This is a genomic window from Streptomyces sp. NPDC007971 (assembly GCF_042958635.1).
Taxonomy (GTDB): Bacteria; Actinomycetota; Actinomycetes; order Streptomycetales; family Streptomycetaceae; genus Streptomyces.
The window spans coordinates 90,647-103,382 of record NZ_JBIBJK010000027.1 but is presented as its reverse complement, the minus strand read 5'-3'; the positions used below and the strand labels follow the sequence as shown (position 1 = coordinate 103,382).

The following is a 12,736-nucleotide window of genomic DNA, read 5'->3' as shown; positions in this document are numbered from 1 at the left end:
CGTCGGGTTACGCGCCGCGGGGGTCTTCGCGTGGAACCATCAGGTCACCCGGCATGCACAAGCCGCCGCTCACCACGACCAGCAGTCTGTCGGAGGCCGGGAGGCGCTGGAATTTCGGATCGCCGCCCGCCTGGTACAGATTCTGGAGCCGGTCCAACAGCCGACCGTGTTGATCTCACCGGGACGGATCGCAGCACGCCTCGGACGCGACTCCTTCGACTGTGCCATCACACCGGAGAAGACTGCGCTCCGTGCCGACTCCTCATCCAGGACCCGCCCCGATCCACCCGAAGCGGCGACCAGACCCCGCGCCGAACTCCCCGTCCACCTCGACAACGGCACCCTGTCCGACCACACCAAGCCCCAGGTCAGGCCATCTCGTGGGTAACCTTGCGCCGACCGGCCGTGCGACTGACCGGGGCCGGTGACGATCGAACGATGCGCAACTCACGGGGGCCACGCAGTGAAGAGTGAGGACATTCCACTGATACCGGATGCGGTGTGGCTGGAGGAACGGCTGGGTGAAGGCTCGCTCTGGCGACCGGACGCGGCCGCTCTGCCGGCCGAGCTGGCCCATGCCAGGTCGAGGGAGTTCCTGCTCACGGTCGGCTTTCCCGCCGTCCATCTCGATGTCGTGGGGATCGACACGAGGCACCTGCGGGACGAGGACGGGATGGAACCGTTCGACGCCGACGAGATCTACGGAGAACGGTACCCGGACGACGACTCCCCGCCCGAGAACTTCTGCTTCACCATGGCCACCTGGTACGACCAGCACCTGATGCTCGACGCGGCGGACGGTGGCATCACCCACTACGACCCCAACGGGTGGGACCACGGGGCCGGGTGGAAGGGACCGGCCGCCGACGACCTGCCCACGCTGGCCGTGCTCCTCGGGCTGGTCGCCGAGTCGAGCAATTCCCTCGAATCTGCCGACGATGCCGTACACACGGCCGCCGTCACCGATCTGCGTCGGCGCATGACCGGCCAGGAACCGTATGTGGACGACTCCTCCTTCTGGGACGAGATATTCGAGAGTCTGGGCTGAGAGCACAGCCGACGAGGACGGACATCACCGGGACGCCACGAGGCCGAGCGTCAACCACGTGCGGCGTCCAGGGCCCTTTGCCGATCCCGAGTTCAAGGCCTCTTCATTGCCTTCCAAGGGGCCCTGGGCGGGCGGAGCCGCACGCACCACCAGCCCCTCCCCCACCCGCCGCTGCCTCGCCACACTCATACGCCCCGCCACCCACGAGACCGGCCGCTGACCCGCGGGGATGCGCCCTTGCCGGCTCAGCAACGCGGGGCGACGAGCCGGAAGGCGCACTCTCCCAGCCGGTGCGGAGGGCGGGCTCACGGCGCATCCGTTGTTGGGGCTCGGTACTCGGCGATCGCGGTAGCGGTCTCGGCGGTGGTGATGGTCTGCAGCAGGACATCCCTGGCTGCGTTGATCTCGGCCGATCGCTGGTCAAGGGTGCGCAGCTGCGCGCGGAGCGCGTCCAGGACGCCGGGACATGGCAGCACGGCGGCCTCGGCGTTGGTGCAGGGCAGGACCTGGCGGATGATGCGGGTCGGCAGTCCCGCCGCGAGCAGAGCCCGGACCCGCAGGACTGCCGCGAGGGCAGTCTCGTCATAGGTCCGGTACCCGTTGGGCTGACGTTCCGGCCTCAGCAGCCCCGCCCGTTCGTAGTAGCGCAGGAGGCGTTCGCTGGTCCCGGTCCGCTTGGCCAGTTCTCCGATGAGCACCGTCTGTTCTTCCTCTGGGGTTTGACCTTCCAACTGTGTCAAGGAGCAACAGTTGGTCCGTCCTGCCGCATTCCGGCGGCCCCTCTCCTTTGGAGGAAACAGTGATCATCGATGCCCACGGCCATGTCCACGACCCGGTCGAAAGCCACCTTGCCGCCCTGGACGATGCAGGAGTGGATCGCGCGGTGCTCTTCGGGACCCGACCACATCCGGAACGGGCCGTTGATCTTGTCTCACTGCGTCGCGAGATGAGCGTCCTCGACCATGCCTTGGCAGGCCGTGGGAACAGCGTCGACGGCTACAGCACCGCCTGGGCGGAACTGCACGAGACCTTGGCCGCGCACCCGGACCGGTTCATCGGGTTCGGCTCCGTGCCGCTGGACCTGCCCGCGGAGGATGTCGCGGCCCTGATCGACCGCGAGGTGGTGGGGCGCGGACTGCGCGGCATCGGAGAACTCACGCCTCCCGCAGGGCAGGCGGCCCGGATCGAGCCTGTGCTCGCCGCGGCGCACGACCATGGCGGGTTGCCTGTCGTCGTCCATGGCTTCGCCCCCACCACCGCGGAAGACCTGCGCACCCTGTCGCGTCTCGCTGCGCGGTACCCGGCGGTTCCACTCGTGGTGAGCCAGCTCGGCGGGATGCATTGGCTGGAAGCCATCGAACTGGTGCGGGACACGCCGAGCATGTATCTGGAACTGTCCACGGCCGGCATCATCTTCGCGGTGCGGCTGGCGATCCGTGAGATCCCCGAGCGGACGTTGTTCGGCTCGGACGCCCCCTACGGCGATCCTGTGCTCGCCCGCACCGCCGTCGAACGGGTCACCCTTCCTGGCGAGATACGTGACCGGGTGCTCGGAGGAACCCTGGGCAGGCTCCTGGGCATCGTCTGAACCGACGCCGTCCCCGACGCCGAGCCCCGGCTTCCTGCTCCGCCACGACGCCTGGAGGCTGCGGAGCAGGGCGGTCCCGGGAACGCGAGTGGCGATCTCGCCACGGCACACGCATCCGGGTGACGGCAGACGGCGGCACCCTCAAGCGGTCAACAAGCCGTCCACGGATGATCAGGTGATGGTGGAGGCACTGGTCCGTGATGACGGCCCCGCGCGCCAGCGCCTCCAGATCTCACCCTGCAGTCGTTCAGCTTGACCTGGCGGGCGCGGGGGCACCGATTCACCATGTCCGCCGGTCTCTGTACCAACGCGGCGGCGTACACCTGGTCCCACAACCACCGATCGGAGCGGCATCTGACCGGCAGCGAGCGCGAGGAGGTACCCCTGGCATCGCGACCAGTGAGTCTGCCCGGCACCTGGCCCGGCGGCTGGGTAGATCGGCGTCGACCAACTCCCGCGACATCGCACGCAATGGCGGCCGGGACAGCTGGCCGGCTCTCGGCGGTCGCGACCCTCGTCCAGCGCACGCCGCTATGCCCCCATCGTCGCGCTGCCGGACGGCATCGACGCCGGGCAGGTCGCCCAGCACCTCACCCGAAGCCTCCTCGAGATCCCGCCCCAGTTGCTGGAGCCGCAGGCAGAGCCCTGCGGCCTCCTGGTCGGGGACCCACCTGTCGAGGTACGCCAGGATCACCCTCAGCCGGCGCGGATTGGGCGAAAGCTTGGACAACCGTTTTGATCTGGTCCGGCTCCTCCGTTGGGCTTGACCGCTTCCAGGGGCGAGGCAGCCGTTGACCCGGATGCCGGCGAGGAGGAATGACCTTCCGGTCACTGTCGTCTCAGTGGCCGCGGGTCGGCTTGTGTGCGCGCTGACGATCCATGCGTAGTGGCGATGGCGGTTGTCACATTCGCGGGCCCGGTGGTGTCTTCATGCCAAACAGGCAAACGTCCGAGGAGAACACCATGGCGCTACGCGTCCCGAAGGCCGAGCTCCCCGCCGAGCTCCGCGAAAACCTGATCAAGCAGCTCGGTTCCGTGCCCGAGCCCCACGAGGTGCTGTGGAACAACCCCAAGCTCGCCGAGGCCAACCAGGAGTTCTCAGCCAAGGTGGGCACGTGGGACGCGGCCGACGCGAGCCTCAAGACGTTCGCGCACATGGCCGTCGCGGCACAGGTCGGCTGCAGCTGGTGCCTCGACATCAACTACTTCGCGGCACTGAACCAGAACCTGGACCTGGCCAAGGCGAGCCAGGTGCCGCGCTGGCGGGAGTCGGAGGTGTTCACGCCGTTGGAGCGGGAGGTGATGGAGTACGCCGAGGCCATGACGAACACGCCGACGACCGTCACCGATGAGCTGTCGGCGAGTCTGCTCGGCCGGCTCGGCCCGGCGGCGCTGGTCGAGCTCACCGTGTTCATCGGCTTCGCCAACCTGGCGGCCAGGTGCAACACGGCACATGGGATCACCTCGCAGGGCTTCTCCGACGCCTGCGAGATCCCGCTGGCCGCGCGTCCTGAGACGTCCGGCGTAGCGTCGACGGCATGACCGAGGACCCGTTCGTCGCCCATCGCAGCCTGCTGTTCACGGTCGCCTACGAGATGCTCGGCTCCGCGGCAGACGCGGAGGACGTGCTGCAGGAGTCCTGGCTGCGGTGGGCCAAGGTCGACCAGTCGCGGGTGAGCGACGCGCGGGCGTACCTCGTCAGGACCGTCACGCGGCAGGCGCTCAACCGGCTGCGGACGTTGGCGCGCAGCCGCGAGGACTATGTCGGCGAGTGGCTACCGGAACCGTTGCTGACCAGCCCTGATGTCGCCGAGGACGTAGAACTCGCGGAGAGCGTCTCGATCGCGATGCTGACCGTCCTTGAAACGCTCGGGCCGACGGAGCGGGCGGTGTTCGTGCTCCGAGAGGTCTTCGAGCTGTCGTACGGCGAGATCGCCGAGGCCATCGGGAAGTCCGCGGCCGCGGTGCGGCAGGTCGCGCGGCGAGCACGCGAGCACGTGGCGGCCCGGCGTCCGCGGGTGCAGGTGAGCCGGTCGGAGCAGCAGGCCGTGGTGGAGCGGTTCCTGCTCGCGTTGCGCACCGGGCAGTTGCAGGAGCTGGTGGACGTCATGGCACCGGACGTGGTCTTGATCGCCGATGGTGGCGGGCTTGCGGCCGCCGCTCTGGCTCCGATCCACGGGGTCGAGCTCGTGGCGAAGGTGCTCGCGCGCACGAACCGGGTGGAAGTGGCCGCGCTCGCGACGACGGCCGTGTGGCTCAACGGCGCACCTGCGGGCCGGATCGAGATCGACGGCGAGCTGGCCACGGCGGTGAGTCTCGTGGTGGAGAAGGGGCAGGTCACCCGGGTCTTCTTGATGAGAAACCCGCAGAAGCTGACGAGACTGGATGAACCGGCTGAACTCGCCAGGTAAGCCGGCTGCTGCTCTGGTGTCGTGAGTGTTCCGGGCGAAACCGCCCGGAACACTCACCACCGCAAACCGGGCCAGAACCCGACGACGGCCAGGACCAAGGATCCGGGACGAACGCGGGATTGGCGCACGATCCGACATGGATGCTCCCTGACCCCCGAAAGGCCCGGTGACCACCTGAGACGCGTGAGACGCCACCGGGCCAAGTGAGACCGGACCCAACGAGTCCTGACGGACCAAATCATCTGAGACGCCGGCCGAGTCGGCCCAGACCACTTGAGACTGGGACCACGTCGCCTGAGACGGGACAGGGGGCGCTTGTTCCCTGTGTCCTGTGCCATCGAACCTTCAGCCAATGTCGCTGAGCATGGACCACCGAGCCATTTGTGGCACCGGAGTTGATTTCCCCCTGGCTGGAGCCCCGCCGCTGAGCTGCCTTGCACCCCCTTGAGAGGATCTGGGCATGGCGGACTCACCTATGCAGGTCAATGCCCTCATCATCGATGCCACCGACCCCGAGCGGCTTGCCGCGTTCTGGTCCGAGCTGCTCGGCAGGCCGGTCGTCGGCCGTATGGGCCCGTACGTATGGCTGCGGCGAGAGAGCGGCCTCGGCCTGGGTTTCCAGCAGGCCAGCGAACCCAAGTCGGGCAAGAACCGCATGCACTTCGACATCACCTCGCCCGACCCCGCCGCCGAGCAGCAGCGGGTCGAGACGCTCGGTGGGCGCAGGCTGGAGCAGTACGCCGATGGTGGATTCCTGGTGATGGCGGACCCCGAGGGCAATGAGTTCTGCATCATCCCCGAAGGCTCCTTCGAGCTCGACGACGAGGGACGCGCGAACTACCTCGGCTGACCGACCCATGAACTCGTAGGAGAACCCACCAAACTTCGATGGCACACGCTCACCCTTCGCCGTCAGAGGACGTACCGTGACAGCGAGCCTTGACCGGTGGCCACCGAGGTCGGACCACGGTCCTCGGCCTCCACAGATAAGCCGACCACAGGGCAATGGACGGGCAGGGGCAGGACGGCAGGGGCACAGTCCCGCCGGGCGGCAGCAGGCGAGCTCGGGGCGGCCTTGGGCGGTCGTCAGGACGTGGAGAGCAGCGAACACGGCGGGCACTGCGGCGGTACGGGCGAAATGAAGTCCTCGGCGGGCGCCCGGTCGGCGGTGGCCGGCCAATCCTGGTGCCAACTGTCGTAGTCACCTTCGACGATGCGCCCGCTCATGGAGACCACCTCGCCGAAGTCCGTGCCGCCGTAGGCGATGTGACTTATCGACCGCAGGGTCTCCTACCAGAACTGGGGGTTCTCGGGAGACAGCAGGTTCTTCATCATGGAATGCTTCCGTTCGTGTGTGGGAAGTTCCGCTGCCGGAGTGGGACAGTGGCGCGTGCCGCTGCGGCAGGGGGTCAGCGGGCGCTGCCGATGTTGCGGTCCGCGTCGGACCCCTTGAGCATGAGGGTAGTTTCCTCGATGCGGCTGAAGCGGCCGTCGGGGGCGAGGTCGGCGAACACATAGACCTCCATGGCCACGGTCGTGCCGTCCGTCTTGGTGATGTGACAGGTGTGCCGATCGGCGTACTTGTCGCCGTCGTACAGTTCCTCGTGAACCTCGACCTTGCCGTCGGCGACGATGCCGCGCAGGTGGGCGATGTGGTCGAGGAACTCGGCGCGATCGGCCCACTCGCCGTCCGTGCGCTGGCGGTACTGCGGGGTGAAGTGGCGGTCGGCGGCCTCCTGCAGGGTGATGCCGCGGTTGAAGAGCAAGTCGTTGAGGGCGGCTTCGATACCGGTGCGGGTCATGGGACGTTCCTTTCGGGTATGTGCGAGACAGCAATAATGTGTGCGCTGCGCACGCTTCTTTTTACCGTAGCACCAATGTGTGCGTCGCGCACGCTTTGGGTCGGGTGGATGCTCGGCTGTGTTGTCCGGCAGCCGGCACGGGCAGGTGCAGCCGGAGGTCAGGGGCGGCGACCGGCAAGCGGGCCCGCCGGATACGAACCGGGCACTGCGAGGGACCGGTCGAATACATGCCGGGCAGTTCGGACGACCGGGCCACAGGGCCGTCGCAACGGAGCAGTTCGCCCGTCCACGGCCAGGGCGGCCCGACTGCGCACCAGCAGTCACTGCCGCGACCGTGACGTGCGTACTCACTGGGGCGCACCAGCACCCACGGGACGACGAACGCGGGCGCACGCGCCGCCCGCCGGGAGTTCGGCGTCAGCGGGCGCCGGTGACCGGCTGGTGGTCGACGCATACGGAGCCGGGCTGCGCGTTCCTGGCCCGCCCTCCCTTGATTTCCATTCGTGCGCCGGGCTTGATGATGTCGTACACCTCCTTCCCGTCCTTGGGTGCGAGGCCGACGGCGCCGAAGACGGTGTCCGTGCCGAGGGCGTAGCGGTCGGCGGGATCCAGCCCGAACATCAGGAGCCGCTGACGGTGACTGCGGTCGGTGAAGGTGACCGCCCACCGTCTGATACCCGAATGACTGATGGCCTTGCTGGGGTGCAGTTGCACGGCGGGGTACTTGGCGGTGACCGTGACCGCCGTCTCGCCGATCGGGCAGAAGCTCGCCGGCGCGGCAATGCGGAACCTCTTGCCCCCGATGGTCAGTGTGTGGGTGTCCAGGTCGACCTTCACCCGCTGAACGGGCGCTGGGGACGGGGCGGGTGCGGGCGTGTGGGCCACGGACGCCGCGGGAGGTACGTCCGGCTCGGTCCGGGAGTCGAGGACGCCGGAGGTGACGGTGATCAGGGCCGCTGCCGCCAGCGCTGTGCCGCAGAGCGCAGCACGGCGGCCGCGGCGGCGGCGTACCGCCCGGTTCCTGACGTGTGCGCCGGTGGTCGGGACTGGTGCGGTGCTGCGTGCGGCCAGATGGTGGAGCCGGATGGAGAGCTCCGTCTCGGTCAGGAGCTGCGGGGGCTGCTGATCAGGCACAGGCTTCCTCCGTCGGGTGCGGCTCCTCGCTCACCAGGTGAGCGAGGAGTGCCGTACGGCCGCGTGACAGGCGCGCCTTGATGGTGCCGGTCGCGGCACCGGCCTCGGCGGCTATCTGCTCCACGCTCAGATCGCACAGGTGATGCAGCACGATCGCGGTCCGCTGGGCTTCGGGCAGGAGCCTCAGGGCGGCGACCAACGCCACGTGGTCGGGGCTCGGTTCGGGCACCGGCCGCGGCGGGGCCGCGCCGCGGACCAGCTCCCACCAGTGGCGCGCCCGCCGCCAGCGGCTCACCGCCAAGCGGTGAGCCACCGTGCGGATCCAGGCCTCGGGAGGCTGGTCGCCGTTCAGAACGGACGCCCGCCGGTCCCAGGCACGTACGAACGCCTCCTGCACCGCGTCCTGGGCTTCGCCGTAGTCGCCCGTCAGGGCGTAGAGCTGGCCGACCAGGCGCGGATAGGCAGCCGTGTAGAAGAGGTCGAACTCGTCCTCGGTCACCTTGTCGTGCTCTCTCTCACAGCGCGGGGCGCGTGGTGTGCGGCGGAGCGGTGGGGTCCTGCCGTGGTTCCGGCGAGGGTTACGCGGTCGTGGTCTGCCCGGCGGCGCTGTTCGCGAGCCACTGCTTCCAGGTCAGGTTCCAGTCGCCGTAGCCGTTGCCGGGGGCGACGGTGCCCTTGTTCGCTCCGGTGACCGTGATGACGTCGCCGACGTGTACCTGGTCGTAGAAGCCCTTGGCGGTGGTGGTGGCCAGGCCGACACAGCCGTGGGTGACGTTGCTGTGCCCGGCCGCCGTGTTCGCGTGCGGGTTCTGATGCACGTAGGTCCCGGACGTCGTCAGGTGCACGGCCCAGTAGTAGTAGTCGTGGTAGGTGTCATTCGGGCCCATGCCCACGGTGCGGGAGTCCATGAACACCCGGGGCTGTTTGTCCATCACCACCATCGTCCCCTTCCAGGTGTCCAGACCTGGCTTCCCCGCGGTGATCGGGATGCGCTGCGGAGTCCCGACGGTGTCGATGGTCATCATGTGCGTCTTCGTGTCGACCGTGGCGACCAGTGACCGGCCTATGGTGAAGTGGCTTGTGCCGTGCGAGCCGCGGCGCAGGGTGATCTTGGTGCCGGGCTGCCAGTAGGTGGTGCTGGGGCGGAAGTCGACACGCTCCCCACCCGGAACGGTGTGGTCCTGCACCCAGCTCCACGCGCCCTTGGTGCCGGACGAGGTCTGCACGCGCAGCCAGCTCTCCACGGCCTTGCGCTCGGCAGCGGGGACCCGCTGGCGGAAGGTGACGGATATCGGCATGCCCACACCGACCGTCTGCCCGTCCCCGATGTTCACCCTCGCCTGGGCAAGCACGGCAGGCTCCGGCACGGACGGAGCCGAGTGCATGTCGGACGCCTTGTCTGTGCCGTCGCTGTTCCCGCCCGTCGCCCCGGTGGGCGCTGCCGCGCCGGAGGCCCGGGCATCCGGCGCGGGGGTGGTCTCCCGGACACCGGAACCTGCGTCCGTCGAGCAGCCGACGGCCGAGAGCAGAGCGATACAGGCCGCGGCAGCGGCGCCGAGACGGCCTGCGGTGCGACCGGCAGAACGGTCCACGTACATGAAATCCCCCAGGTGAAGTGCAGTTATCGGCTGAATTACGCACGGGCCCGGGACCGGGTTGCATCAGATCGGAGTTTTTCCGGAGAGAGCGAGCAAGACCCGATCGGCGCGGCCTGCGGTATCCGGTGGCCGGGCAGTCAGACAACGGCTGCCGCAAAGGGGCTGGGGCACCGATGAGTTCGGGCATCGATGAGCTGGGGCGAGCATCACCTGCTGGAGCTGGAACCGGCCACCGCCGCCCGTGCGGCCGGCTGGAGAGCTGAGCCGGGGGTCGGCAACGAGGCCCGGACGGCGTGCCGATGTGCCGGTCTTCGACCGGCAGGACCGGCCGTTCACGGCGCTGGGGGCGCACACAGCACGGCGGCGACGCGGCGGGCGTCGGAGCAAGAACCACTGCCCGGTGGCAATCCGCCACAGTGGTCGCCGGGGAGGTCGGTGCCGGACGTCAGTCCCTTGCTGCTGCCCGACCGTTACCGTGCCGGCGTCCTCGCCTCCCGCGGTGTCCTCCTGGGGGGCCGGAGACCACCAGGTCTGCATCCTTCGTCGCCCTCGCTCCCAGCCTGGTCGACCACCGCCGACTCACCACGTGAAGAGGCGTCCTGTGCGTACAGGCGCCTGAGCCATTCGGTCAGGAGGTGCCGTTCGGCCACGGTGAGGACGGTCCGTTCGGGTAGCGAGGCGTGAAGGGCGAGGGCCCTTGCCGGGGCCGGCATCGGCTGGTACTACGACCTCGGCATCCAGTACCTGCGGATGATCTTCTCCGGAGTCTTCGACCGCTTCCCCGACCTGCAGGTCATCGCGGGGCACTGGGGCGAACTGACCATGTTCTATCTCGACCACGTCGGGTTCTTCGCCGAGGCCGGCGGCCTGAGGCAGCCGCTCGCCGACTACTGGAAGCAGAACTTCTGGGTCGCCGGCAGCGGCACCAACAGCCCCCGGTACCTGCGCTGGACCGCAGAGGTCATGGGCACCGACCGGATGCTGTACTCCACCGGCTACCCCTTCACCTACGGCTTTCGGCCCCGGCGGCTTCCCCTACGTCGACACCAGCAACGGCGAGGCCCGAGCCTTCCTGGAGAACTCGCCGTTCACCGACGACCAGAAGGCCGACATCGGCCACCGCAACTGGGAACGCCTCACCGCCCGCACCAAGCAACAAGCCACGTAGAACAGGCCCGAACGGGACCGGTCCAGCAGCCTCCCGGCTCAGCCGACCGGTCCGCCACTCCCTCCGGGAAGCCCGCGCGGGGCTGCCGCCCAAGGGACAGCCCCTGGGACGCTTCCTTCGGATCCGGGCGGCTCAGCGGTCCAGGGCCAAGCGGCTTCGCGGCCGGCCTCGATGAGGCCGACCATTCGGAAGGCGGCGTCCGTGAGGCCGCCGAAGGTGTGCCGGTGGGGGCCCTTGGGGCCGTGGGCGGGCCGGTACCCCGCCAGGTTCCATGTGTAGACGGGGATGTCGGCCGGGACCGGTTCGGTCGGCTCGCCGGGGCCGTAGGGGGCGGCCTGCTCGTCCGTCACGACCAGGACCCGGTCGTGCTGCCGGTAATGGGTCCGTACCGCCTTCGTGGTGTACGTGCCTCCGAGCCTGTGAAACCGTTTCAGCACCTCGAGCACCGGCCCGCGCGGCTCGAACGGCACCTCTGCGCTGTTCCAGCCGAACTCCACCAGATCCGCCTGCTCGGCACGCATGGCCAGTGCAGTGCCGAACACGGCCGCCGCATCCGCCCGAGTCAGCTTCGACCGCTCGGAGACGGTGTCCCAGAACATGGAGTCGGACCGGTCCACCAGGATCAGAGTCCGGCCGGGCAGGGGCGGTACGTTGGCCAGGGAGTGGCCCAGTGCCCGTTCCAGCGCGGCCGCCCAGCGCTGCGACGGCGCGTGCTGGTGGGCAGCCAGGTAGCGGAAGGGGAACTGCCGGGACCGTGCGACCTCGGAGGCGTCGGAGAGCCGTACGGCGACCTGGGCCGCAACGTCGTCCGAGACACCCGCCTCGTCGAAGTTCCGCAGGTTCCGCAGGAGCGCCATCGGCGCCATCGTGGGGATCAGGGCTTCCCAGACGGCGGCGTCCATCGGTCCGTGCAGCCAGCCCGCCAGGGCCTCCCACGTCATGCCTGCCGCTGCCAGCCGCTCGGAGCCGCCCGGCCCGGTCACCACCGCCCGCCGCTCGTCCGCAGCCGACTCCATCAGCTCCCGGTGGGCTGTCAGCAGGTGGTCGGAGGCCGGCGGAACCGCCTGCTCCGGGTGGTGACGGCGGTCCAGGGCGTACCGGAAGAGCGCGCCCTGCCAGGGCTTGTCCGGGGAGGGCGAGGCGTGCACCAGGTTGAGCACGTCGCCGAAACGGAATCCCTTGGACGCGGTGTCGTACTTGAGCAGGGACCGGGACGTGTACAGCCGGCGTACGCCGTCGGCGATGCCCCGCTTCACGGGCTGCGGCACCTTCCGCCCGTACACCGAGATCCAATGGGCGAGCAGTTCGCCGGGCTCGTCGGCGCGCTGGAGCACCGAGTCGATCACGGACCGGTTGGACGGCCCTTCGGACGCCCCGGCCTCGAGCCGGGCGTGCACATATGCGGCGGCGCCCACCAGGGAGGCCGTGCGCATGTTGCCCTCGCCGCGAAGCCAGCGCAGCAGGCCGGCCGTCCACACGGGGTCCTGGACCGCCAGTTCACCGACGAGACGGGCGTACCGGTCGTCCCGCTCCTCACCGGTCTCGTAAAAGGTCCGCTGGGAGACGAAGTTGCCGACCGCAAGAAGGAAGAGCTCCTCGTGGGGCTCCCGGACGAAGGCCGGGCCGCCCTCGTAGGTGCGGAAGTCCGGCCCGGCGGGCCCGTGATGGAGCCGTGGGAGGGACAGGGAGCGGGCGGCCGCGAAGACGTGCGGCGCCACGAGCATCTCGGACCAGATCTTGGAGACGCGTGGGGTGTAACGAGGCAGCGAATCCCCCCGGATTCAAAGAATGGGACTGCCCCGTCCCAAAGGTCCGGACGGGGCGAAGACGCCCGCGCCTGCCGAGATCAAAAGGGGCGGCGGCGTCACTTGGGTTGTCAGAAGGAAGTAGCCGCAGCCGAGCGCATCGGAGGCGCGGTCGCCATGCCAACGTACAAGCACCACCGGGCTCCACACCAGCGAATAACGCGGGCCCTTTCTCGGACGTC

12 protein-coding genes are annotated in these 12,736 nt (G+C 69.1%); 5 read left to right on the top strand and 7 right to left on the bottom strand.

The genetic code is table 11. The annotated features are described in order from the left end of the window. The first annotated feature begins 463 nt into the window (after positions 1-463). Positions 464-1,048, top strand: a complete 585-nt coding sequence (locus ACFZCP_RS39940; protein ID WP_391439785.1) for an SUKH-4 family immunity protein — start codon at positions 464-466, stop codon at positions 1,046-1,048. A 305-nt stretch (positions 1,049-1,353) separates the two neighbouring features. On the opposite strand, the gene ACFZCP_RS39935 is transcribed toward ACFZCP_RS39940, so the two are convergent. Then, positions 1,354-1,746 carry a MerR family transcriptional regulator gene (locus ACFZCP_RS39935; RefSeq protein WP_362699999.1) on the bottom strand — a complete coding sequence of 131 codons (393 nt, stop codon included), beginning with the start codon at positions 1,744-1,746 and terminating at the stop codon, positions 1,354-1,356. Positions 1,747-1,847: 101 nt separating this feature from the next. Between ACFZCP_RS39935 and ACFZCP_RS39930 the strand changes: the two genes are divergently transcribed. The 4 genes from ACFZCP_RS39930 (at position 1,848) to ACFZCP_RS39915 (ending at position 5,897) form a co-directional block, all read left to right on the top strand. Continuing rightward, positions 1,848-2,636 (top strand): TatD family hydrolase, encoded by a 789-nt coding sequence (locus ACFZCP_RS39930; RefSeq protein WP_391439777.1) that lies wholly within the window; start codon positions 1,848-1,850, stop codon positions 2,634-2,636. A 963-nt stretch (positions 2,637-3,599) separates the two neighbouring features. Next, positions 3,600-4,178 (top strand): carboxymuconolactone decarboxylase family protein, encoded by a 579-nt coding sequence (locus ACFZCP_RS39925; RefSeq protein ID WP_391439914.1) that lies wholly within the window; start codon positions 3,600-3,602, stop codon positions 4,176-4,178. Beyond that, complete coding sequence (locus ACFZCP_RS39920; RefSeq protein WP_391439773.1) at positions 4,175-5,047, top strand: RNA polymerase sigma-70 factor; 873 nt, start codon at positions 4,175-4,177, stop codon at positions 5,045-5,047. Before ACFZCP_RS39925 ends, ACFZCP_RS39920 begins: the two co-directional genes overlap by 4 nt. A gap of 460 nt (positions 5,048-5,507) precedes the next feature. Continuing rightward, entirely contained in the window at positions 5,508-5,897 is a 390-nt protein-coding gene (locus ACFZCP_RS39915; protein ID WP_391439768.1) for a VOC family protein, read from the top strand. Between the two features lie 236 nt (positions 5,898-6,133). Here ACFZCP_RS39915 and ACFZCP_RS39910 read toward each other — a convergent pair whose 3' ends face one another. The 6 genes from ACFZCP_RS39910 to ACFZCP_RS39885 all read right to left on the bottom strand — a co-directional run bounded on the left by ACFZCP_RS39910 (position 6,134) and on the right by ACFZCP_RS39885 (position 12,473). Beyond that, entirely contained in the window at positions 6,134-6,274 is a 141-nt protein-coding gene (locus ACFZCP_RS39910) for a hypothetical protein (RefSeq protein WP_391439762.1), read from the bottom strand. Positions 6,275-6,456: 182 nt separating this feature from the next. Then, positions 6,457-6,849 carry a nuclear transport factor 2 family protein gene (locus ACFZCP_RS39905; RefSeq protein ID WP_391439758.1) on the bottom strand — a complete coding sequence of 131 codons (393 nt, stop codon included), beginning with the start codon at positions 6,847-6,849 and terminating at the stop codon, positions 6,457-6,459. Positions 6,850-7,266: 417 nt separating this feature from the next. After that, entirely contained in the window at positions 7,267-7,983 is a 717-nt protein-coding gene (locus tag ACFZCP_RS39900) for a hypothetical protein (RefSeq protein WP_391439753.1), read from the bottom strand. Beyond that, on the bottom strand, positions 7,976-8,482 hold the full coding sequence (locus ACFZCP_RS39895; RefSeq protein ID WP_391439749.1) for a SigE family RNA polymerase sigma factor: 507 nt from the start codon (positions 8,480-8,482) through the stop codon (positions 7,976-7,978). Before ACFZCP_RS39895 ends, ACFZCP_RS39900 begins: the two co-directional genes overlap by 8 nt. A 79-nt stretch (positions 8,483-8,561) precedes the next feature. Next, positions 8,562-9,575, bottom strand: a complete 1,014-nt coding sequence (locus tag ACFZCP_RS39890) for an Ig-like domain-containing protein (RefSeq protein ID WP_391439744.1) — start codon at positions 9,573-9,575, stop codon at positions 8,562-8,564. A 1,212-nt stretch (positions 9,576-10,787) separates the two neighbouring features. Then, the gene (locus tag ACFZCP_RS39885; RefSeq protein ID WP_391439741.1) at positions 10,788-12,473 is read right to left on the bottom strand and encodes a TROVE domain-containing protein; all 1,686 of its coding nucleotides are present in this window, start codon (positions 12,471-12,473) and stop codon (positions 10,788-10,790) included. Positions 12,474-12,736 lie beyond the last annotated feature (263 nt).

What these genes read in the sequence shown, in the direction of transcription:
- ACFZCP_RS39905 (WP_391439758.1), bottom strand. Translation starts at nt 6,849, where the DNA reads ATGACCCGCACCGGTATCGAAGCCGCCCTCAACGACTTGCTCTTCAAC.
- ACFZCP_RS39925 (WP_391439914.1), top strand. Translation starts at nt 3,600, where the DNA reads ATGGCGCTACGCGTCCCGAAGGCCGAGCTCCCCGCCGAGCTCCGCGAA.
- ACFZCP_RS39920 (WP_391439773.1), top strand. Translation starts at nt 4,175, where the DNA reads ATGACCGAGGACCCGTTCGTCGCCCATCGCAGCCTGCTGTTCACGGTC.
- ACFZCP_RS39885 (WP_391439741.1), bottom strand. Translation starts at nt 12,473, where the DNA reads ATGCTCGTGGCGCCGCACGTCTTCGCGGCCGCCCGCTCCCTGTCCCTC.
- ACFZCP_RS39915 (WP_391439768.1), top strand. Translation starts at nt 5,508, where the DNA reads ATGGCGGACTCACCTATGCAGGTCAATGCCCTCATCATCGATGCCACC.
- ACFZCP_RS39910 (WP_391439762.1), bottom strand. Translation starts at nt 6,274, where the DNA reads ATGAGCGGGCGCATCGTCGAAGGTGACTACGACAGTTGGCACCAGGAT.